Genomic DNA, 21,386 nt, shown 5'->3' on the forward strand with positions numbered 1-21,386 from the left:
CGAAACTCAAAGTCCGGCCCCTCCAGACCGTGTTTACGCAGCACCTGCTCCACCACCTCAGGAACGGACTGGTTCTGGAAAATGCGGCACTGGCGGGTAAGGCTGAGCAGCGCCAGACGGGAGCTCAGCTCCACCCGGTAATGCGAGTGGTCGGCGGTGGTGGAAAGCCATTCCAGGCGGGTCACCATACCGTGAACACTTTTGCCGCTCCGCATCCAGAAGGTGGCATATTTCATCAGCACCTGTTCCGGGGGAATGTTCGCCTGCACGGAGGTGAACTCAATATCCCAGCGGAAAGGCTCGCTCAGGGCTTCCCTGCCGCGAAAACGCAGGACATCCGGCTTCACTGTACTGTCATTAATGTCCAGAAAGTATCGGGTCTGTCCGTCAAAAAGCGCTGACCAGTTATCCATACCAGAAACCACGCTAATAGAATGGGTAAAGTAAAAAGTTTACATAATTCAAATTTGTTGTAAATATCTGATCTTTGAGAGGGAAATAACAGTATTGGATATAAATGGAGGAGACAAATAATTAGACCTGCTAAGGATACAAATTATTTATATAATTACTCACGTTTTGCTGGCCGAGTACAGTTTTACCGCTCAGGTCGTCGACACGGAAACGATCTGAAAAGAAGCCTGGCTCAAACATCAGGGACATTGTTTATAAGAGACAGGCTTGTGCAGCGGGAGCTCTCTTCTATTTCGCCGCGTTATTCATCACCGCATTGAATTTATCGACAGGACAGAAGCCGTTGCCATCCACCGGACAGCCCTTCAGCTCCAGCGTCACGCGCTGCGCAGGGGATTGCAGCGACAGTACGCTGGCGTTACGCAACTGATCTGAACTCTGGTAGACATACTCAATTTTCATCAGCTCCTGATTAGTGTTTTTGTCATGCCAGCGCTGGAAGAGAATTTTACCGCCAATCGGGGTGCGTTCCTGCTGGTCGTGCAACTGGTAAGGCCTGAAGTCCAGCGCGGTCAGCAGCGAGGCGATGTTAGAGTCGTGCCCCACCAGCAGGGTGATTTTTGGCGCTTTTGCCTGGTCGGTCACCAGCGCTTTATCAATGTACTTCACCAGCGGTTTAGCCACGTTCTGCGCCACCTCCGTCGACGTAAACAGCGAGTCCTGATAGCCGTTTTTCAGCTTCGACAGCACGCGCCACTGCTGATCGGTTTTGATTTCCCCCCAGGCCACCTGGTCTGTCGGGAAGCCTTCGTAATACTGTAGCGTGAACGCATCCACCAGCGAGTTACCCACCTTCAGCGGCCCGGAGACGCCCGGCTCTTTTTCATAATCGGCGCTGAACGTATCTTTCGCCTCCGTCAGGGAGCAGACTTTTTTCTCCTTGCAGGACGGCGAGTCGCTGTAGTTTGTCAGCTGTTCCAGCAGTTTGTAGCTTTCATCCAGCTGCATTTTCTGCCGTTCCGTCTCCATCGCTTTCAGCGCTTTCTCGCGAAACTCAGGGGAGTTATCGGTAATGACCGGATTGAAGGTGGGGTCCATGGTGCCCATTTTTTCCTGGTGATGCACAGGAACATCGCACCCGGGGAACGCGCCGGTGATAAAGAACTGCGCGGTCGCCACGGTGCGCTGGAGGCTGTTGGCGTAGGCATAGACGGTATCCGCTGGCGGGCATTCACCCGTCTTCACCATCCCCTGCTCTGCCAGCCACTCGCGCATATAGTGACCCATATACACTTCCAGTACGCCACCTTTGGTGGTGAGCTGTCCACCCGGGACGTCCCACTCCGGCCACTGCTTCGGCGTGGACTGCTCCAGCACGCTGCCGTTATTGGCAAGCGGCGCGCGCAGGTTGTGGCGGCTCATGATGAGCACCTGTTCCAGCTGATAGCCGTCCGGCGTGTCCTGCGCCTGTGCGCCAAAGGTCACGGAAAGGGTACCTGCCACGGCAACTGCGAGTAGTGCTTTTCTCATCCCTAATTCCTCACACGTTTTTAATGTCGCCCTGAGTGTGACAGATCCGTGACAGGTTTTTCGGGAAGCATTTCTCAAACTGATGATTAACGTGCTTACGGCGTGTGCCGATGAGTTTTATGAAAAAAAACCATACCCCACCGGAGAATTCGCTGTGAAACGTACCCGCCTTGAAGAGAGCACCTGCCCCGTCGCCCGTTCGCTGGATATTATCGGCGACTGGTGGTCGCTGCTGATTGTTCGCGACGCGCGCTACGGGGTCGCAGTCGATATTCTGGTGGCCTATCTCACCGATGAAGCGGGGATCCGCGCTACGTAAAACAGTAGCCTAACGCTGAAGCTGGTCGCCGTATTCGCTCATCCAGGCGGCCAGCGGCGAGAGTGCGTCCTGAAGGGTTAGCCCCAGCTCGGTGATCTGATACTCCACGCGCGGCGGGATCTCCGGGTAGACCGTTCGCGTCACCAGCCCGCGCTGCTCAAACAGGCGCAGCTGCTTCGTCAGCTCTTTCTGGGTGATGGGGGCAGCGGCACGCAGCAGATCGCCAAAGCGAACGGGCGTATTGAACACAATCAGGCGATAGAGAATGGGGATCGCCCACTTACCGGAAATCAGATTCACAAACTGCGTCATCGGGCAGGTATACGCCTCAGATTTTTTTTCGCAGCACGCTTCCAGCAGCTCTGCCATTTCACACCTCTTGCCTCGTTAGTATCCATTTGGTACCTGGTTTCCTTTCGATACTAACGTTTCTATAGTGCTTTCTCCAGAGACATTTCAGGAGAAGAACATGGGTCGTTTAACCGATAAGTATACGTTGATTACCGGCGGCACCAGCGGTATCGGTCTCGCCACCGCGCAGGCGTTTATCGCCGAAGGGGCGCGCGTCGCCGTGACCGGACGCAACCCGGATACCCTCGCCGAAGCAGAGCGCATTCTGGGCGATAAGGCCTGGGTGATCCCAACCGACGCAGGCGATATTTCGTCGCAAAAAGCGCTGGCGGAGACCCTCACCGCCCGCTGGCCACGCCTGGATGCGGTCTTTCTCAACGCCGGTGACGTAACGCACGCGCCGCTGGAAGTCTGGCAGGAAGAGGCCTGGGACCGTCTGATGAACATCAACCTGAAGGGACCGTTCTTTTTAATTCAGGCGCTGCTGCCGCTGCTGAATAACCCATCCTCGGTGATCCTCTGCGGCTCCGTGAGCGCGCGCATCGGCCTGCCCACCAGCAGCGCGTATGCCGCGAGCAAGGCCGCCCTGCTGTCGCTGGCGCGTACACTGTCGGCGGAGCTGCTGCCGCGCGGGATCCGCGTCAACGGTCTGAGTCCCGGTCCGGTGGAAACCCCGGCATTTACGAAAACGGGCTTAAGCGACGAGGCGCTTAACGCGATGATGGCAGAGGTCATTAATCTGGTGCCGCTGGGCAGAATGGGCTCGACGACCGAGCTGGCAAAAGCCGCGCTCTATCTGGCCTCCGACGAGTCGAGCTACACAGTGGGAACGGAACTGCTGGTGGACGGCGGAATGGGGAGCCTGTAATTCAAAAGGCGCTGATGCCGGTGACCGCGCCGACATACAGCGCCGCCCACGCACAGGCGGAAAGCAGGCTGACGGCGTAGACCTTGACGGCGTTCAGCCTGAGCATCCCGGCCGCCAGCGGGACGATGTAACGCAACACCGCCAGGAAGCGCGACGTAAAAAGCACGATGACCCCGTTCTTTTGCAGCTGATGCTGGACCCGCAGGAACTTATTGGCATGCTTTGAGGTGAAGCGCGTGACCATCCGGGTATGCCCCATCAGTTGGCCGATATGGTAATTCAGCACCGAACCTGCCGTTGCCCCCATCACCACGGCGAGCCACGTCAGCGCAGGATGCATGCTCCCCTGGCTGACGGTAATGCCCGCCAGCAGCATCACCGACGCTGGCGGCAGCACGGAGGAGATCAGCACCGTCGATTTGCTCAGCGCCATCACGAATAACAGCACAAACAGATGTGCCGGATACAGCGCAAAATGATTCAGCAGGTTATCAAACCATGTCATTTTCCCCTCCCCCGTTAATAATTTAATTCTCCATTTAAAATGAATAACCTTAAATAAACCCTCAACATTTTATTAATAAGATTTACCTAAACCGTTCTTAAACATTATTTAATTTTCTGAGCACTAAATTTAAACAGGCGTATTATCCCTCTCGTTTTACAACGATCTCGTTATGGCGAGGCTCCTGTACAAATACACGTTATCGCTCTGGTGGGTTCGAGAGAACCGGCACAGGGTAAAACAGGCACTGTCGAATCAAGGCTTTGTCAGTATAACTTCCCTTGTGGGATACGGTGTACAGTGCTGAACCCAGGACGTGGGGATCTCCTTTCCGACATGCCCTGTCTTGCTCGCCCCTGAGAGATTTTATTATTCAAAGGGAATTTACTATGTCTTACGCAATTCACAACCAAAACCTGGCTTTTAATGACAGCGCCATCGCGCAATATATGAATACCGATTTTATCGTTATCGATATTTCATTATGCGTAGCTCTGGCATGCGAGCAGTTCTTTGAAAAATTAAAAGATGATGATATTCCATCGCATATTTTTATCGAAGATAACGGTCGCCTCGCGGGTTTAATCGCCGTACGCAAATTATTGCAGGCCACGGATACCGTGCAGCCTGTTAAGGGGTTGATGATATCGGATTTTATTCAGCTCAAACCGGAAGATGAGCGGGCGGATGTCGCCGGGCTGCTGGCGCACGCGGGTGCGGATGTGGTGCCGGTGGTGACCCACGGCAAGCTGGTGGGCTGTCTTACCGAGCGTGAAATCGCCCATCTGCTGGAAGATGACGTTACTGAAGATGCCCAGCTTCAGGGGGCGACGCTGCCCCTTGAGAAGCCCTATCTGGAAACCAGCGCCTTCAGCCTGTGGAAGAAACGCTCCGTCTGGCTGCTGCTGCTGTTTGTTGCGGAAGCGTATACCAGTTCGGTGATCCAGCATTTTGAAGAGGCGCTGGAATCTGCCATCGCGCTGGCGTTCTTTATTCCGCTGCTGATTGGCACTGGCGGAAACAGCGGGACGCAGATCACCTCGACGCTGGTGCGCGCCATGGCGCTGGGTGAAGTCCACCTTCGCGATGTGGGTCGCGTGCTGCGCAAAGAGATCAGCACCTCGTTAATGATTGCCGCCACGCTGGGTCTGGCGGGCTGCGTTCGCGCCTGGATGATGGGTATAGGGATGGAAATCACGCTCATCGTCAGCCTGACGCTGGTCTGCATTACGCTGTGGAGCGCCATCGTCTCGTCGGTGATCCCGATGGTACTGAAACGCTGCAAAATCGATCCGGCGGTGGTCTCCGCACCGTTTATCGCCACGCTAATCGACGGCACCGGGCTGATTATCTACTTCAAAATCGCGCAGTATACGCTGGGGCTGGAATAACGAAAAAACCCTGCGATATTGCTATCGCAGGGTTTTCGAATTTGGCGGAAGCGTAGAGATTCGAACTCTAGAACCCTTTCGGGTCGCCGGTTTTCAAGACCGGTGCCTTCAACCGCTCGGCCACGCTTCCAAAGTGAGGCGCACTATAAACATCTCTGAGCATGATGTAAAGCACGAAATTGCATAACATTACACGTCTTTCGTCGTCCCCTTCCGTCCCGCTGATTTCTTCGCCATCGACTGGCTAAAATGCAAACATTTATTTTTACATTCATAACGTTTATTAGATTCGCGGGTGGTCATTTAGACTTTTTTCGTACAACACCAATTAGCTAAGCCTCACTGCGATAAAAGAGTTCCCCTGTCTTCTTCCTGGAAAACCATGACATAGCGAAAAGCTGCAACTATCACAAAAAACGACCAGCACCTACCGTGTAAGGATCCTTGAGAAATTAAATATACGCTCAAAAAACATTCTGGCGATGCAGTCCATTGCAGGCAACCCGCGAATGCCAGGTGGGTATGTTGCGAATAGTCCAGCCTTTCGTTTCTGCAACAAGCGACGGTGAGCGTGTTGCTCTCAATCACAATATATGTATTATGTTATAACATAACAATTTTGGATTGCGTTCTATGTTACTCAAAAAAGGATTATTTCTGGCTTCACTGCTCACCATGGCGCCTGCCGCTTTCGCCGCTACCACCTGGCCCCTCACGATTGAAAATTGCGGCGTCAAGCAGACCTTTACGCAGGCTCCTCAGCGCGTCGTTACCGTGGGTCAGCATGAAACAGAATTACTGCTCGCACTGGGGCTGGAGAAAACGATCGCCGCGACGTCAGTCTGGTTCGGCAAGCTCCCACCCACGCTGGAGGATGCCGGTAAAAACCTCCCCCGGCTTGCGGATAACTCCCCCTCCTTTGAAGCCGTGGTAGGGCAGAAACCTGAACTCGTTCTCGCACAGTATCACTGGCACATTGGTCCGCAGGGAGAAGTGGGAACCCGTGAGCAGTTTGCGTCGCTGGGGATTAATACGTGGATCTCCCCTGCCGACTGCACGGATAAAACGGTAACGGAAACCTCAAACGCAGACGGAGCACGTAGCGCGCAGTTTTCACTGGCGGAAATTACACGGGAAGTGACAGATCTGGCGACGATTTTTGATGTTTCCGCGCGAGGTGAGCAGCTCAATCGTGCGCTGGCGGAGCGAATTAAAAAGGCCCAGGCGCGCGCCTCCGCGAAACCGCTTAGCGTTGTATTCTGGTTCTCCAGCAGCCGTCTGAATGGCGATCCCTGGGTGGCCGGGAATTACGGCGCGCCTGGCTGGATCAGCCGCACGCTGGGGTTGAAGAACATTATTGACTCTCACGACGAATGGCCCGCTGTAACGTGGGAACATATAGCCCGATCGCAGCCGGACGTGATTGTTATCGCCGGGATGTCCCGCAGGCTCTACCCTGCCGATGACGTTGAGGTAAAAAAAGCGTTCTTGCGCAGTGACCCGGTGACAAAGAACATGCCTGCGGTCAGGAACAACCACATCATCGTGGTGCCAGCGATGTCGTTAAACCCTTCATTGCGTAACGTCGATGCGGTTGAGCTTATCAGCGATCGGCTGGCTTCTTTCCAGGATGAACAATGAGTCATTTCGCTTTTGACCGCCGCCAGCAGGGTTTACTGGCAGCAGGTGCCATGGCGCTGCCGCTGATGCTGGTCTTTGCCGCCAGTATCGGTGATATGCCGGTGTCGTATGCCAGTACCGGGAAAGCGATCCTCAACGGACTGGGTTTGACCTCTTATGCGTTGCCGCAAACGGAGGAAGGTATCGTCTGGCAATATCGCATGAGCCGGGCAGTAATGGCCGCGTGCAGCGGCGGCGGCCTGGCGTTGTGCGGGCTGGTGTTGCAGTCGATCCTGCGTAACCCTCTGGCTGAGCCTTATCTGCTGGGGATTTCCGCGGGCGCATCGCTGGGGGCCGTCTGCGTGATGCTTCTCGGCATCGGGGGGAGCGTGATTGGCGTAAGCAGCGGTGCGTTTGTCGGCTCGTGCGCCGCCTTTGCGCTCATCATGGTGATTACGAACGGGATGAGTGAAAGCCCGTCGCGCATTTTGCTGGCTGGCATTGCGGGCACCCAGCTCTTCAACGCCATGACCGCGTACGTCGTCAGTACGTCCGCCAATGCCGAGCAGTCCCGTAGCGTCATGTTCTGGCTGCTGGGAAGTCTGAGCGGCGTGCGCTGGCCTGACGCGCTGCTGGCGCTGGCCGTTACGCTTGCGGGTTTACTGGTGGTATTGCTCTTTTCACGGGCGCTGGACACCTTCACCTTCGGGGATGAGGTCTCCACCACGCTGGGGATCCCGGTTACCGCCGTGCGTATTGTCTTATTGCTGACCTGTGCCATTGTTACCGCAACGCTGGTGAGCGCCACGGGCGCAGTGGGGTTTGTCGGGCTGGTCATTCCCCATGTAACGCGCATGCTATGTGGGCCGGGCCATCGTCTATCTATCCCGCTGACGTTTCTTATCGGCGCCCACTTTATGATCCTCGCCGATATCGTCTCACGCACGCTGATTGTGCACCAGGTTCTGCCCATCGGGGTGGTGACTGCGCTGGTGGGCGCCCCCGTCTTTGTGGCGTTGCTTTATCAAAACCGAAAGGAGCATCCATGAATATTACTGTGGCCGGGTTAACCGTAACCCGACAAGCGCAGACGGTGCTTAAGGATATCGATCTCGACCTGCCATCCGGGCAGATTATCGGCCTGTTAGGGCCAAACGGCTCGGGCAAGTCGACGCTGCTGCGCTGTCTCGCCGGGCTGTTTCCACGACTCAGCGAACGCGTGGCGCTTAATGGCACAACGCTCGGCATGATGCCGCTGAAAAAACGCGCGCAGCACATGGCGTTTGTCCCGCAACATGCTGAGGTCGACGGAGAACTGACCGTTGAGGACATTGTCAGACTGGGGCGTACGCCCTACCGGAAAACATTCCAGAAAACCTCGCGCGACGATGAGGCTGCGGTTGAGCAGGCGATTGGCCTGATGCAGTTATGCCGCTTACGCCAGCGGCGATGGCACTCTTTGTCTGGCGGAGAGCGCCAGCGAAGCCAGATAGCCCGCGCGCTGGCCCAGCAGCCGCAGGTGCTGTTGCTCGATGAACCGACAAACCACCTGGACATTCAGCACCAGCTGGAGCTGATGCGGCTCGTTTCACAGCTGCCGCTTACGGTGGTGGTTGCACTGCACGATCTCAATCTTGCGGCCAATTATTGCCAGCGTCTGATCCTCCTGAAGGCCGGGCAGATCGCCGCCACGGGCGCGCCAGAAGCGGTTCTGACGCCGGCAAACATCGAGGACACCTGGTGCGTAAAAGCTCAGGTCTGCAAGGCCGACGCCGGGATCACGATAAGCTACAACATGGTGGCATGACGGAAGACTGGCGCAAAAACAAAAACCCCTGCGATATTGCTATCGCAGGGGTTTCGAATTTGGCGGAAGCGTAGAGATTCGAACTCTAGAACCCTTTCGGGTCGCCGGTTTTCAAGACCGGTGCCTTCAACCGCTCGGCCACGCTTCCTAAGTGAGGCGAACTATAAACACCTCACCGCGCGCTGTAAAGAGTGCGCGCATTCGTTCGCTTTAAAAATAGCCAAAATGCGTTTAATCGGTTGAATAGACGACAGATTGGCCATTTTGCCAGCATAATATCCACCGCGGATCGTTAGTGCTTTTTGATGTACATATCTTTGGTGTAGTAGTACCCGAGCTTGTCTGGCGTGAAGCCCCCTACCCACGGTTTCACCAGGTGCGTGCGCACGTAATGATAGACCGGGATCGCCGGTACATCGCGTCCCAGCAGATCTTCTGCCTGCTGGTAGAACTTACCGCGCTCCTGCGCCGTTTTCGATTTCGCCGCGTTCACCAGTGCCCGATCGTAGTCCGGATTGCTGTACTGAGTGGTGTTTTGGCTATCCCCGGTACGGAAGGTATTCAGGAAGGTTGCTGCATCGTCGTAATCGGCAATCCAGGCGTAGCGTACCGCGTCAAAGTTATGGGTGTGCATGGTATCAAGCATGGTTTTCCACTCCTGATTTTGCAGCTTCGCCTCCACGCCGAGGTTCTTCTTCCACATTGAGCTGGCGGCAATGGCAATACGCTGGTGCGATTCCGAAGTGTTATAGAGAAGATTAAAGCTGAGCGGATGGCTGTCGTTAAATCCGGCTTCGGCCAGCAGCTTTTTCGCCTCAGCAATGCGTTTATCCATCGGCCAGCTGGCGTAATCCGGGTTCTGAAGCTTGACGCCGCCAATATCCGGCTGGCTGATCAGCCATGCCGGGCGCTGGCCCTGCCCTAATACTTTATCGGCGATGATGTCTTTATCCAGCGCCAGGTTCAGCGCCTTGCGCACGCGGGCGTCGTTGAACGGCGGCCGGGTGGTGTTGAACTGATAATAATAGGTGGCAAGCTGCGGTGAAACGTCCAGCTCGCTCCCCAGCGTTTTCTTCAGCTGAGCAAACTGGTTGATCGGCACCGTGTAAACAATGTCGATTTCGCCCGCTTTGTAGCGGTTGACGTCAGCAGCTTCAGAGGAAATGGGCAGATAGGTCACCTTGTTGATGACGGTATGTTTGTTATCCCAATATTTCGGGTTACGCACCGCCACAATGCGTTCGTTAACCACCCACTGTGACAGTTTATAGGCCCCGCTGCTGACGAAGTGCTCCGGTTTGGTCCACTTATCACCGAAACGGCCTACCAGGACTTTATCAATTGGCACCAGAGACGGGTGAGCCAGCATCGCCAGGAAAGCGGCGTTAGGTTGCGTGAGCGTAACTTCCAGCGTGGTGTCATTGATGGCTTTCACCCCCAGCGACTCGGGCGCTTTTTTGCCTTCTGCGATATCAGTGCCGTTGACGATACGCATACTACCGGGATAGCTGGCATACGGAGAGGCGGTTTTCGGGTCGACCAGCCGCTGCCAGCTCCAGACAATATCTTCCGCGGTGATGGGGGTTCCGTCGCTCCAGGTAATGCCCGGACGCAGATGGAACGTCCAGACGGTGTTGTCTTTATTTTCCCATTTCTCCGCCAGGCGCGGCTGGATTTCACCTGCCGGAGAGACGCTGACCAGCCCGTCGAATAAATCGCTGATAATATTGAATTCGACATCGCTTTCGACTTTATGCGGGTCGAGCGAGGCGGGTTCACTGCCGTTGTTCCTGACCAGTTCCTGCTTATCTGCCAGCTGGGTTCCTGCCGGCACGTTAGCCGCCCAGATTGCCGTGCTGGCGCACAGGATCCCTGCGGTTAACAAAGAGAGTGTAAAGTGCGTGCGTGTTTGTGGTTTCATTTCCTTCGCCTTATTGTCTGTTTTTATGACGATCCGGAAATAACTCTTAGCGGCCTTAGGGAAATAACGCAATATTTTTCAGTGACCTATAAGAGGTTGTTCTGAATACGCTCTACAAACCGCACTTCATTCTGAGTACAAAGGCTTTGCCAGAATAAAAAACCAGCATAATCCCTAAGGGGCTGAGTAAAGATGGGTAAAACCACTTTGCGTCTGCCGCGCCGTTTCCTATTCTTTGCGCTAATTACATCTGTCATAAGAGAGTGACTCATGGATCGTATAATTACTTCTTCACGCGACCGCACATCGCTACTCAGCACCCATAAGGTGCTGCGCAATACCTATTTCATGCTCAGCCTGACGCTGGCGTTTTCGGCGATCACCGCGACGGCCAGCACCGTACTGATGCTGCCTTCTCCGGGCCTGATCCTGACGCTGGTGGGTATGTACGGTCTGATGTTCCTGACCTACAAAACCGCGGATAAACCGGTGGGTATTCTCTCCGCGTTCGCCTTTACCGGCTTCCTGGGCTACATTCTGGGGCCAATCCTGAATGCCTATCTGTCTGCCGGAATGGGCGACGTGATTGGTATGGCGCTGGGCGGTACCGCGCTGGTGTTCTTCTGCTGCTCGGCCTACGTGCTGACCACCCGTAAGGACATGTCCTTCCTTGGCGGTATGCTGATGGCAGGTATCGTGATTGTGCTGGTCGGTATGCTGGCGAACATCTTCCTGCAATTGCCTGCGCTGCATCTGGCAATCAGCGCGGTGTTTATCCTGATTTCATCCGGCGCAATCCTGTATGAAACCAGCAACATCATTCACGGCGGTGAGACGAACTATATCCGCGCCACCGTGAGCCTGTATGTGTCGCTGTACAACATTTTTGTCAGCCTGCTGAGCATCCTGGGCTTCGCCAGCCGCGATTAACTCACCGTGCTGTGAACAGGGCCCCGCTTATGCGGGGCTTTGTTTTTTTGGTAGACTTAGGCGGTTTTTGACTAACGTGTGAATGAATATGTTGAGTTTTGAAGGCAAAGAGATCGAAACCGATAACGACGGTTATCTGAAAGAGAGCAGCCAGTGGAGCGAAGCGCTGGCGGAGAAAATTGCGGAAAACGAAGGAATTACCCTCTCCCCGGAACACTGGGAAGTGGTGCGCTTCGTGCGAGAATTTTACCTTGAATTCAACACCTCGCCGGCTATCCGCATGCTGGTCAAAGCCATGGCGAATAAATTTGGCGAAGAGAAAGGCAACAGCCGTTATCTGTATCGCCTGTTTCCGAAAGGCCCGGCTAAACAGGCGACTAAAATCGCCGGCCTGCCAAAGCCGGTAAAATGCATTTAATAGCGAATACTGAAGTTAGCGTATTCCCGGTCGGGTTGATGCGGTTCCGTTAGCACCTTATCAACCCGCGCGCTGCGCGGTCCGCCCGCTTTCAGCCACGCCACCAGCTTCTCAACCCGATCCGCCTCACCGCAGGCCACAACCTCCACGCTGCCATCATCCATGTTACGCGCATACCCTGTCAGCCCGAGCTGAAGGGCTTCGCGCTGGGTGCTGTAGCGGAATCCGACGCCCTGTACAAGGCCATGAACCCAGGCAATGGTGCAAACATTTGACATCATCCTTCTCCTTATCCGACTGGCGCGTTGCATTTCCTCACTGAAGTCGGGAAAATGGCGGCCATTTCATTGGAATCGACAGAATAGCAAATTATGAGTGTACGTTTAGTGTTAGCCAAAGGGCGCGAGAAGTCATTACTGCGCCGCCATCCCTGGGTCTTTTCCGGCGCGGTTGCCCGCATGGAAGGTAAAGCCAGCCTCGGTGAAACCATCGATATTGTTGACCATCAGGGGAAATGGTTAGCACGCGGCGCATACTCGCCAGCATCTCAGATCCGCGCGCGCGTCTGGACATTCGATAAAGAAGAAACCATCGATATCGACTTCTTTGGCCGTCGTTTGCAACAGGCGCAGCAGTGGCGCGAGTGGCTGGCAAAGCGTGACGGGCTGGACAGCTATCGTCTGATTGCCGGAGAGTCCGACGGGCTGCCGGGCGTGACCATTGACCGCTTCGGCAATTTCCTGGTGTTGCAGCTACTGAGCGCCGGGGCGGAATACCAGCGTGCCGCGCTGATTAGCGCCCTGCAAACCCTTTTCCCGGAATGTGCCATTTACGACCGCAGCGACGTGGCGGTACGTAAAAAAGAGGGCATGGAGCTGACGCAAGGCCCGGTCACCGGCGAACTGCCGCCTGCCCTGCTGCCTATCGAAGAACATGGCATGAAGCTGCTGGTGGATATCCAGGGCGGCCATAAGACCGGTTATTACCTCGACCAGCGTGACAGCCGTCTGGCAACGCGCCAGTACGTTGCCGATAAACGCGTGCTGAACTGCTTCTCTTATACCGGCGGCTTTGCGGTCTCTGCCCTGATGGGCGGCTGTGCTCAGGTGGTGAGCGTCGACACCTCACAGGAAGCGCTGGACGTGGCGAAGCAGAACGTTGAGCTGAATAAGCTGGATCTGAGCAAAGCGGAGTTTGTGCGCGACGACGTATTCAAACTGCTGCGTAAATACCGCGACCAGGGCGAGAAATTTGACGTAATCGTGATGGACCCGCCGAAGTTTGTTGAAAACAAAAGCCAGCTGATGGGCGCCTGCCGTGGCTATAAAGACATCAACATGCTGGCGATCCAGCTGCTGAACCCGGGCGGCGTGCTGCTGACGTTCTCCTGCTCTGGCCTGATGACGACAGATTTATTCCAAAAAATCATCGCCGATGCCGCAATAGATGCGGGTCGTGATGTACAATTTATAGAGCAGTTCCGTCAGGCCGCCGATCACCCGGTGATCGCTACCTACCCGGAAGGGCTGTATCTGAAAGGGTTTGCCTGTCGCGTCATGTAACTTGAAAAGAGAAATATTGCCCGCACATAGTGTGTATGTAATGTTTCCCGGGAGGTGACTATGATTGCCAGCAAATTCGGTATCGGCCAGCAGGTCCGCCACACCTTGCTTGGATATTTGGGTGTGGTCGTGGATATCGACCCGGAGTATTCCCTTGATGAACCGTCAGCAGACGATCTGGCCGTTGACGCAGAGCTTCGCGCCGCGCCCTGGTATCATGTGGTTATGGAGGGCGACGATGGTCAGCCTGTCCATACCTATCTTGCCGAAGCGCAGCTGAGTGGTGAACTACAGGATGAGCATCCGGAACAACCCACTATGGACGAGCTTGCTCAGACCATCCGCAAACAGTTACAGGCGCCAAGACTGCGCAACTAAAGGTGTAAAAAAGCCCGTCAAACGGGCTTTTTTTATTTTGCCAGCCCCAGACGGGGAATATCGATTGCCGGACAGCGATCCATCACCACCTTCAGCCCGGCATCGCGCGCCAGCACGGCCGCCTGCTCATTAATCACGCCCAGCTGCATCCACAGCGTTTTCGCGCCGATGGCAATCGCCTCCTGCGCCACGCCCCAGGCCGCCTCTGAATTGCGAAAAACGTCCACCATATCCACCTTTTCCGGCACGTCCGCGAGCGTCGCATAGCCCTGCTGGCCCAGCAGCGTTTTCCCCGCCACCTTCGGCGAGACAGGGATCACGTGATAACCCTGATCCAGAAGGTATTTCATGACCCGATAGCTTGGGCGATCCGGTTTATCGCTCGCGCCGACCAGCGCGATAGTGCGCGTGGACGTCAGAATCTCGACAATGTCGTTCTCTTTCATGCTCTTCCTCCTGGCTTTTTTCAAAGTGTACGTCAAAGCGGACATCTCAACCACGCATCCCATACAGAAGTATGAGGGCAAAACGGCAGAATATGTCTATATGTTAGTAAACGTGTTTGTCGAAAACTTTTGATACATTCTTACCGGGTAGTTTGTCTACAGGAGTCTGCTATGAAAACCGGCATTGCCTGGGCTATGGTTGCGTTAATCATGCCGGTTTGTGTTTTCGCAACCACCCTCAGACTCTCAACCGACATTGACCTGCTGGTGCTGGACGGGAAAAAAGTCTCCAGCTCCCTGCTGCGGGGTGCAGACAGTATCGAGCTGGATAACGGCCCGCACCAGGTGGTTTTTCGGGTGGAAAAGACCATTCGCCTCGCCGACAACGAACAGCAGGTGTACATTTCGCCTCCGCTGGTGGTCAGCTTTAATACCCAGCGTATCAGCCAGGTCAATTTTCGTCTCCCGCGCCTTGAGACAGAAAAGGAGTCACTGGCATTTGATGCCTCGCCGCGCATTGAACTGGTGGACGGGGACTCCATGCCCATCCCGGTAAAACTGGATATTCTGGCGCTGACAAAAAGGCCAAAGGGAACAGACTATGAAGCGGACACCGAGACCTACAACAGGGCCAGCGGGCGCGCCTCGCTGCCCCAGTTCGCCACCATGATGGCGGATGACAGTACCCTGCTTTCGGGCGTATCGGAGCTGGATGTACTCCCCCCTCAGTCGCAGACCCTTACTGAGCAACGCCTCAAGTTCTGGTTCCAGAATGCCGATCCGGACACGCGCGCCCGTTTTCTGCAATGGGCGAAGCAACAACCTTCGTCGTAAGCCACATTTTTTCGTCCTTTCTCTTGCAGCATCAGCCAGTTCCCGTCATCGTGTAACGAGGTAACCTCACGGATAAGATTATGGAACTGACAACACGCACACTTCCGGCGCGCAAGCACATTGCTCTGGTTGCGCACGATCACTGTAAACAAATGCTGCTTAACTGGGTTCGTCGCCATCAGCCTCTTTTACAGCATCATGCCCTTTCTGCCACGGGAACAACCGGCAACCTGATCCACCGCGAAACCGGTCTGGAAGTGAATGCCATGCTGAGCGGCCCGATGGGGGGTGACCAGCAGGTAGGTGCTCAGATTTCAGAAGGTAAAATTGACGTTCTGATTTTCTTCTGGGATCCGCTGAACGCGGTTCCGCATGATCCGGACGTTAAAGCGCTGCTGCGTCTGGCGACGGTGTGGAACATTCCGGTAGCCACCAATCTTTCAACGGCAGATTTCATCATTGAATCGCCGCAGTTTAACGATCCGGTGGAGATTTTGATCCCGGATTATCAGCGTTATCTTGCGGAGAGACTGAAGTAGTTTTTTGCCCGGTGGCGCTGCGCTTACCGGGCCTACAGAATTTGCCCGGCGCGTTACGGCTTTCTCGCCACCGGCACGTCAATACTTTTCAAAATATCGACAAACACCGACGGCTCCTCTTTGTTGAACAAGAGCCACACGCGATGGCGCGCGCGGGTTATCGCCACGTACAGTAAACGCCGCTCCTCTGCATCCGGGAAATCTTCCGGAACAGGTAATAACGCCTCTTCCATCACGGATTCCCGCGCCGGTGCAGGGAAACCGTCGCTCCCCTCTTTTAGCCCCACCACAATCACGTAGTCGGCCTGCTGCCCTTTACTGGCGTGAATGGTCATAAAATCGAGCTGAAGTTTTGGCCAGCGCGTCGCCGCTTTTTCCAGCGCCGTCGGCTTGAGGTGATGATAACGCGCCAGGACCAGAATGCGCTCATCCGGTTTCGCATAGCCGCTCAGTTTATCCAGCAGCGGTTCCAGCTGATCGTCCGCCAGCAGCGTGACGGCCTTTTTATCCCCCGACGTCAGGCTGTTAAGCGGTTTCGACAGCTGGTGCGGGTTCTGCTGAATAAAACGGTTGGCTATTTCGCCAATCCGCGAGTTGAAGCGGTAGGTGGTGTCCAGATCGCTGCGATCGCCTTCCCCAAAATAGTGGTGGAAGGCCGTTGTGAGGGATAGTTGCGCCCCGCTGAAACGGTAGATAGCCTGCCAGTCATCGCCCACGGCAAACAGCGACGTGTGTTTATTCTGCGCCCGCAGCGCCGAAAGCAGCGCAGCGCGCTGCGGCGAGATATCCTGAAACTCATCCACCAGAATGTGTTTCCACGGGCTGACGAAGCGCCCTTTCTCCAGAATGATAATGGCCTGATGGATCAGCCCGGAAAAATCGACCGCGTTTTCGTCTTTCAGCGCGGTTTTCCACGCTTTCAGCATCGGCGCCATCAGCTTAACCCGCTTAGAAAACACGGCGCGGATCGACTCCGGTGCGCTTTCTATCATCTCCGCCTGAGAGCCGCCGTGCATGCGCATAAGGCTTACCCACCGGTCGAGACGAGAGCCCAGCCGGCGCGCCAGCTTTTCATCCTGCCAGAAGCTGCCCTCGGGCACCTCCCAGCTGAGTTCCTCTTCAAGCCACTGACGCCAGCCTTTCGCCTGCGCCTTTTTTTCACTGCACTGCTGACGCCATGCCTTGATAAACAGCGCCTGGCGAGCCTGAGCGTCGTTCTCCAGCTTGCTGACAACAGGAACTTTTTTGCTGCCCTGTTGAATGATGTGTAAAGCGAGGGAGTGGAACGTGCGCGCCGAGATATCCTGGGTATGCAAACGCGCCTGAATGCGCTCATCCATCTCCTGCGCAGCCTTGCGACCAAAGGCCAGCAGCAAAATCTGGTCGGCAACCGCCTCGCCCGTTGTCAGAAGCCAACCCGCGCGCGCCACCAGCACCGACGTTTTGCCGCTCCCGGCACCTGCCAGCACCAATAAAGACTGTTCGCCATTCACCACGGCGCGCGCCTGGGCAGGATTGAGGGGCGATGACTCCACCGTACTGAAGAAGTCGGCATATTGCGTAAGCATCGCCTCAGTCCAGGCCTGGTTATGCGCCAGACGGCTTTTCTCGATATCGCTCAGCCAGGCCTGGCACTTCCGCCACGCGTCGCGGCAGTTATCAAATTCCTCAAGCCGCGCCACCGGTAAAGGCAATGCCGTCAGCGCCTGGGCGATTTTTTGCTGAAGCCCGGCGGTTTGCTGGCGCGTCAGCCACTTCTGCTGCGTATTGCTTAGCGCGATATCGTCCAGCACCTGTTGCAGCACCTGTGCGGCAATCACGCTCATCTCCTGGCTCCACTGCTGCCAGCGCGTGTTCAGATGATGGTGGAAGCGTTGGGTTTCCGCCCACTCGGTCCCGTGGAGTCGCACAACTTTGTCTGCCGGCAGGACGAACTCCAGCTCCCCCCATACCAGCCCTCGTTTACAATGAATGGCCAGTAGCTGATTAAACGGAATAAGGTATTCGTGGCGTTCACCGGAGACTTTCACTCCTGCATTGAGCAGGACAATCTTGTCGTAAGGGTGCTGCGCCAGGCGTTTGCCCATTGAAGTTGCTTTCAGTTCCATATCCTGCCGGATCCACGAGGTCATAATTTGTCAGACAGTTTAACTGCCAGTTTTAAGGTGCTCCAGCCCAAAAAAACGTTACAATCACCGGGCGTTAATCATATCGAAGGAAATGAGGGTTTATGCGTACCGTTCTGAATGTGTTGAATTTTGTCCTTGGCGGTTTTGCCACCACCCTTTCCTGGCTTTTTGCCACCCTGGTGAGCATCGTGCTCATCTTCACCCTTCCGCTGACGCGCTCCTGCTGGGAAATCACCAAACTGTCCCTCGTTCCTTATGGAAATGAAGCCGTACACGTGGATGAGCTGGAGCCGGAAAGAAAAAATGCCCTGATGAATACCGGCGGCACGCTGCTGAATATTTTATGGCTGATCTTCTTTGGCTGGTGGTTGTGTCTGATGCATATCTTCGCCGGTATCGCCCAGTGCATCACGATTATAGGCATTCCGGTTGGCATCGCTAATTTCAAAATTGCTACCATCGCCCTGTGGCCGGTAGGACGCCGTGTTGTCCCGGTCGAAGTCGCGCAAGCCGCGCGTGAAGCCAACGCCCGTCGCCGTTTTCAGTAATAAGGACTGGCCGCACTCATGCTAAGCCCCCTGCTTCGTCGCTATACGTGGAACAGTAACTGGCTGTATAACGTCAGGATCTTTATCGCCCTCTGCGGCACCGTCGCTCTGCCGTGGTGGCTAAATGACGTGAAGCTCACCATCCCCCTCACGCTTGGGGTGGTGGCCGGTGCGCTGGCGGATCTCGACGACCGCCTGGCCGGTCGTTTGCGTAATCTGGTCATCACGCTGGTCTGCTTCTTTATTGCTTCCGCCTCCGTTGAGCTGCTTTTCCCCTGGCCCTGGCTGTTTGCCTTAGGGCTGACGGTGTCCACCAGCGGCTTCATTTTGCTCGGCGGCCTCGGGCAACGCTACGCCACTATCGCGTTTGGCGCCCTGCTGATTGCCATTTACACCATGCTGGGCGTCTCTCTTTACGATCAGTGGTATCAACAACCGGTCCTGCTGCTGTTGGGCGCTATCTGGTATAACCTGCTGACCTTAACCGGGCATCTTATTTTTCCGGTTCGTGCCTTACAGGACAACATTGCTCGCAGTTACGAACAGCTGGCCCACTATCTGGAGCTGAAATCCCGGCTGTTTGATCCGGATATTGAAGAGGACAGCCAGGCGCCCCTGTACGATCTGGCGCTGGCAAATGGCCAGCTGGTCGCCACGCTGAATCAGACCAAAGCGTCTCTGCTCACCCGTCTGCGCGGCGATCGCGGTCAGCGCGGTACCCGGCGCACACTGCACTACTACTTTGTTGCCCAGGATATTCACGAGCGCGCCAGCTCCTCGCATGTGCAGTACGCTGACCTGCGCGAGAAATTCCGCTACAGCGACGTGATGTTCCGTTTCCAGCGCCTGCTGTCAATGCAGTCTCAGGCCTGCCAGCAACTTGCGCGCTCAATACTACTGCGCACGCCCTATCAGCACGATCCTCGCTTTGAACGGGCATTCAGTCATCTGGATGCGGCCCTCGATCGCGTTCAGGCCAGTGGGACATCGCCGGAACAGTTCAAAGCTCTGGGATTCTTGCTCAACAACCTGAGAGCCATTGATGCTCAGCTCGCCACCATTGAGTCTGAACAGGCGATGGCAATGCCGGGCAATGACGCCGACAACCAGCTTGCCGACGACAGTCTCAACGGTCTCAGCGATATGTGGCTGCGCCTGAGCCGTCATTTTACGCCGGAATCCGCCCTCTTTCGCCATGCGGTAAGGATGTCGCTGGTTCTGTGCGTCGGCTACGCGTTTATCCAGATAACAGGGTTGCACCACGGTTACTGGATCCTGCTGACCAGCCTGTTTGTCTGCCAGCCGAACTATAACGCTACCCGCCATCGGCTCGCGCTGCGTATTGTCGGGACATTAGTCGGGGTCGCCATCGGGCTGCCGGTGCTCTACTTTGTGCCATCCGTAGAAGGGCAACTGATCCTGATCGTGATTACCGGTGTACTGTTTTTCGCCTTCCGCAATGTGCAGTACGCCCACGCCACGATGTTCATCACGCTGCTGGTGCTGCTCTGCTTCAATCTGCTGGGTGAAGGCTTTGAAGTGGCCCTCCCCCGCGTGATCGACACGCTAATCGGCTGCGCCATTGCCTGGGCGGCGGTGAGCTTTATCTGGCCGGACTGGCGTTTTCGTAACTTACCGCGCGTGTCCGACAGAGCGATGAACGCTAACTGCCGCTATCTGGATGCTATTCTTGAGCAATACCATCAGGGTCGCGATAACCGTCTGGCCTATCGGATTGCCCGTCGCGATGCGCATAACACGGACGCAGAGCTGGCTTCCGTTGTCTCGAATATGTCGACTGAGCCGCGCGCCACGGCAGAAATCCGGGAGACAGCCTTCCGCCTGCTGTGTCTGAACCACACGTTCACCAGCTATATCTCTACCCTTGGCGCCCACCGTGAGAAACTGACAAATCCGGGCACCCTGGCGCTGCTGGACGACGCCGTTTGCTACGTTGATGATGCGCTTCATCATCAACCTGCGGATGAGCCACGGGTTCACCAGGCACTGGATGAACTGGTGCAACGTATCGCACACCTTGATCCTGGCACCGACAACAAAGCTCCGCTGGTCCTACAGCAAATTGGCCTGCTTATCGCTTTGCTGCCGGAAATTTGTCGGCTGCGACAGAAGATCGCTACCTGGCGGAATGATGGCCCTGCGACTCAGGCAGCGCATTAAACCACTCCATAAGCTCCCGGCGAATATCCGCCGGGAGTGCCGCTTCATGTAACCCTTCGATGGCGCCTTCAAGCGCGAACAATACCCGGATACTCAGCGCTTTATTCTTAGAGCGCATTTTCAGCCAGCTCGTCTTCGCCCCCAACTGTCGTAGCGTCTCTTCATTGGTAATGCCCGCCTCCATAAGCAGGACCTCAATCTGAAAGGTCAGGTTCGGCAGATCCTTAAGCCGGTTACGCTGATGGCGCTGGTAGCGCTCTTTCCTGGCGGCATCGAGCGCAAACGAGGAGAGCTGAAGCAGCTTTTCCCTGTTTTGCCACAGACCTTCATCCACACGGTAGTAATTAAGCAGCACTGGCCGTCCTCGTTTCATCAGGGTTAGAAAAGAGGAGGCGTTTTTTACACAGTATTTTGCACTTTGCTCACAGGCGCGAAGGTACAGCTCGCCGTCAGACACCATCGCGAACACCGCTTCATCCACGGCCAGGGTATAACCGCCAAACAGGGCGCGATGATGAATTTCGCCCAGCGGAGAGAGGTATTCCTGAGATTGATAAATCCGATCATAAGATATCTTTTTCATGATAATTCCATTAAAAATCATACAGTAAACACGATATTTCTTACTAACGGATCCGTTAGCAGGAAAATAGGCAACTTATTGCCGTTGGGCAAGATGATTTTTTCAGGTTCAC

At 55.4% G+C, this 21,386-nt stretch carries 22 protein-coding genes, 2 tRNA genes, 1 pseudogene and 1 riboswitch; of the genes and pseudogenes, 14 read left to right on the forward strand and 11 right to left on the reverse strand.

What is annotated here, in order from left to right; translation table 11 throughout:
* Both IM290_RS13185 and agp read right to left on the reverse strand, forming a co-directional pair.
* The coding region (locus IM290_RS13185) for a contractile injection system protein, VgrG/Pvc8 family (RefSeq protein WP_255517523.1) at positions 1-413 on the reverse strand (413 nt) is incomplete at its 3' end.
* Between the two features lie 289 nt (positions 414-702).
* On the reverse strand, positions 703-1,944 hold the full coding sequence (agp, locus tag IM290_RS13190) for a bifunctional glucose-1-phosphatase/inositol phosphatase (protein WP_193042428.1): 1,242 nt from the start codon (positions 1,942-1,944) through the stop codon (positions 703-705).
* An 82-nt stretch (positions 1,945-2,026) separates the two neighbouring features.
* Between agp and IM290_RS21810 the strand changes: the two are divergent.
* Positions 2,027-2,206: pseudogene (locus tag IM290_RS21810) on the forward strand (winged helix-turn-helix transcriptional regulator); the annotation flags it as partial.
* A 66-nt stretch (positions 2,207-2,272) separates the two neighbouring features.
* On the opposite strand, the gene IM290_RS13200 reads toward IM290_RS21810, so the two are convergent.
* Positions 2,273-2,632 carry a helix-turn-helix domain-containing protein gene (locus tag IM290_RS13200; RefSeq protein ID WP_017384779.1) on the reverse strand — a complete coding sequence of 120 codons (360 nt, stop codon included), beginning with the start codon at positions 2,630-2,632 and terminating at the stop codon, positions 2,273-2,275.
* Positions 2,633-2,732: 100 nt separating this feature from the next.
* On the opposite strand from IM290_RS13200, the gene IM290_RS13205 reads away from it, so the two are divergent.
* Positions 2,733-3,482, forward strand: a complete 750-nt coding sequence (locus IM290_RS13205) for an SDR family oxidoreductase (RefSeq protein WP_193042429.1) — start codon at positions 2,733-2,735, stop codon at positions 3,480-3,482.
* A gap of 1 nt (position 3,483) precedes the next feature.
* Here the strand turns inward: IM290_RS13205 and IM290_RS13210 are convergent, their stop codons facing one another.
* Positions 3,484-3,987, reverse strand: a complete 504-nt coding sequence (locus IM290_RS13210; protein ID WP_015570881.1) for a DedA family protein — start codon at positions 3,985-3,987, stop codon at positions 3,484-3,486.
* 159 nt (positions 3,988-4,146) lie between these two features.
* Positions 4,147-4,316: riboswitch (M-box (ykoK) riboswitch) on the forward strand.
* 60 nt (positions 4,317-4,376) lie between these two features.
* Between IM290_RS13210 and IM290_RS13215 the strand changes: the two genes are divergently transcribed.
* The gene (locus IM290_RS13215; RefSeq protein WP_193042430.1) at positions 4,377-5,378 is read left to right on the forward strand and encodes a magnesium transporter; all 1,002 of its coding nucleotides are present in this window, start codon (positions 4,377-4,379) and stop codon (positions 5,376-5,378) included.
* Positions 5,379-5,420: 42 nt separating this feature from the next.
* On the opposite strand, the gene IM290_RS13220 is transcribed toward IM290_RS13215, so the two are convergent.
* A tRNA-Ser gene (locus tag IM290_RS13220) sits at positions 5,421-5,508 on the reverse strand.
* A 503-nt stretch (positions 5,509-6,011) separates the two neighbouring features.
* Between IM290_RS13220 and IM290_RS13225 the strand changes: the two genes are divergently transcribed.
* Genes IM290_RS13225 through IM290_RS13235 form a run of 3 tightly spaced genes read left to right on the forward strand, consistent with a single transcriptional unit; the run spans position 6,012 to position 8,805 of the window.
* On the forward strand, positions 6,012-7,019 hold the full coding sequence (locus IM290_RS13225) for an ABC transporter substrate-binding protein (RefSeq protein ID WP_193042431.1): 1,008 nt from the start codon (positions 6,012-6,014) through the stop codon (positions 7,017-7,019).
* On the forward strand, positions 7,016-8,047 hold the full coding sequence (locus tag IM290_RS13230) for an iron ABC transporter permease (protein WP_040117464.1): 1,032 nt from the start codon (positions 7,016-7,018) through the stop codon (positions 8,045-8,047). The genes IM290_RS13225 and IM290_RS13230 overlap by 4 nt, the downstream gene beginning before the upstream one ends.
* Positions 8,044-8,805, forward strand: a complete 762-nt coding sequence (locus IM290_RS13235; protein WP_015570887.1) for an ABC transporter ATP-binding protein — start codon at positions 8,044-8,046, stop codon at positions 8,803-8,805. The genes IM290_RS13230 and IM290_RS13235 overlap by 4 nt, the downstream gene beginning before the upstream one ends.
* A 60-nt stretch (positions 8,806-8,865) precedes the next feature.
* Here the strand turns inward: IM290_RS13235 and IM290_RS13240 are convergent.
* Both IM290_RS13240 and IM290_RS13245 read right to left on the reverse strand, forming a co-directional pair.
* A tRNA-Ser gene (locus IM290_RS13240) sits at positions 8,866-8,953 on the reverse strand.
* A 144-nt stretch (positions 8,954-9,097) separates the two neighbouring features.
* Positions 9,098-10,726, reverse strand: a complete 1,629-nt coding sequence (locus tag IM290_RS13245) for an ABC transporter substrate-binding protein (protein ID WP_193042432.1) — start codon at positions 10,724-10,726, stop codon at positions 9,098-9,100.
* Positions 10,727-10,996: 270 nt separating this feature from the next.
* On the opposite strand from IM290_RS13245, the gene yccA reads away from it, so the two are divergent.
* Positions 10,997-11,656: an FtsH protease modulator YccA gene (yccA, locus tag IM290_RS13250; RefSeq protein WP_003858127.1), complete on the forward strand. Its 660-nt coding sequence runs from the start codon at positions 10,997-10,999 to the stop codon at positions 11,654-11,656.
* An 88-nt stretch (positions 11,657-11,744) separates the two neighbouring features.
* Complete coding sequence (gene tusE / locus IM290_RS13255) at positions 11,745-12,074, forward strand: sulfurtransferase TusE (protein ID WP_003858129.1); 330 nt, start codon at positions 11,745-11,747, stop codon at positions 12,072-12,074.
* Here the strand turns inward: tusE and yccX are convergent.
* Complete coding sequence (yccX, locus tag IM290_RS13260; protein ID WP_023296278.1) at positions 12,071-12,352, reverse strand: acylphosphatase; 282 nt, start codon at positions 12,350-12,352, stop codon at positions 12,071-12,073. The two genes, tusE and yccX, sit on opposite strands and share 4 nt — an antisense overlap.
* 93 nt (positions 12,353-12,445) lie before the next feature.
* Between yccX and rlmI the strand changes: the two genes are divergently transcribed.
* Both rlmI and hspQ read left to right on the forward strand, forming a co-directional pair.
* Positions 12,446-13,636: a 23S rRNA (cytosine(1962)-C(5))-methyltransferase RlmI gene (gene rlmI, locus IM290_RS13265; RefSeq protein ID WP_193042433.1), complete on the forward strand. Its 1,191-nt coding sequence runs from the start codon at positions 12,446-12,448 to the stop codon at positions 13,634-13,636.
* Between the two features lie 60 nt (positions 13,637-13,696).
* Positions 13,697-14,014: a heat shock protein HspQ gene (gene hspQ / locus IM290_RS13270; RefSeq protein WP_003858136.1), complete on the forward strand. Its 318-nt coding sequence runs from the start codon at positions 13,697-13,699 to the stop codon at positions 14,012-14,014.
* Positions 14,015-14,046: 32 nt separating this feature from the next.
* On the opposite strand, the gene IM290_RS13275 is transcribed toward hspQ, so the two are convergent.
* Entirely contained in the window at positions 14,047-14,460 is a 414-nt protein-coding gene (locus IM290_RS13275) for a CoA-binding protein (protein ID WP_006809337.1), read from the reverse strand.
* A 171-nt stretch (positions 14,461-14,631) separates the two neighbouring features.
* Between IM290_RS13275 and IM290_RS13280 the strand changes: the two genes are divergently transcribed.
* Both IM290_RS13280 and mgsA read left to right on the forward strand, forming a co-directional pair.
* Entirely contained in the window at positions 14,632-15,294 is a 663-nt protein-coding gene (locus IM290_RS13280; protein ID WP_047057585.1) for a DUF2057 family protein, read from the forward strand.
* Positions 15,295-15,374: 80 nt separating this feature from the next.
* On the forward strand, positions 15,375-15,833 hold the full coding sequence (gene mgsA / locus IM290_RS13285; protein WP_003858146.1) for a methylglyoxal synthase: 459 nt from the start codon (positions 15,375-15,377) through the stop codon (positions 15,831-15,833).
* 53 nt (positions 15,834-15,886) lie between these two features.
* On the opposite strand, the gene helD is transcribed toward mgsA, so the two are convergent.
* Entirely contained in the window at positions 15,887-17,941 is a 2,055-nt protein-coding gene (helD, locus tag IM290_RS13290; protein ID WP_193042434.1) for a DNA helicase IV, read from the reverse strand.
* A gap of 122 nt (positions 17,942-18,063) precedes the next feature.
* Between helD and IM290_RS13295 the strand changes: the two genes are divergently transcribed.
* A complete protein-coding gene (locus IM290_RS13295) occupies positions 18,064-18,510 on the forward strand; it encodes a YccF domain-containing protein (RefSeq protein WP_003858149.1) in 447 nt (148 codons plus the stop codon).
* A gap of 18 nt (positions 18,511-18,528) precedes the next feature.
* Positions 18,529-20,691 (forward strand): YccS family putative transporter, encoded by a 2,163-nt coding sequence (gene yccS / locus IM290_RS13300; RefSeq protein ID WP_193042435.1) that lies wholly within the window; start codon positions 18,529-18,531, stop codon positions 20,689-20,691.
* Here the strand turns inward: yccS and IM290_RS13305 are convergent.
* Positions 20,648-21,274 carry a TfoX/Sxy family DNA transformation protein gene (locus tag IM290_RS13305; protein WP_017384804.1) on the reverse strand — a complete coding sequence of 209 codons (627 nt, stop codon included), beginning with the start codon at positions 21,272-21,274 and terminating at the stop codon, positions 20,648-20,650. The genes yccS and IM290_RS13305 overlap by 44 nt on opposite strands.
* Positions 21,275-21,386 lie beyond the last annotated feature (112 nt).

The organism is Enterobacter cloacae complex sp. S1, from assembly GCF_014930525.1.
GTDB classification, from domain to species: domain Bacteria; phylum Pseudomonadota; class Gammaproteobacteria; order Enterobacterales; family Enterobacteriaceae; genus Enterobacter; species Enterobacter hormaechei_C.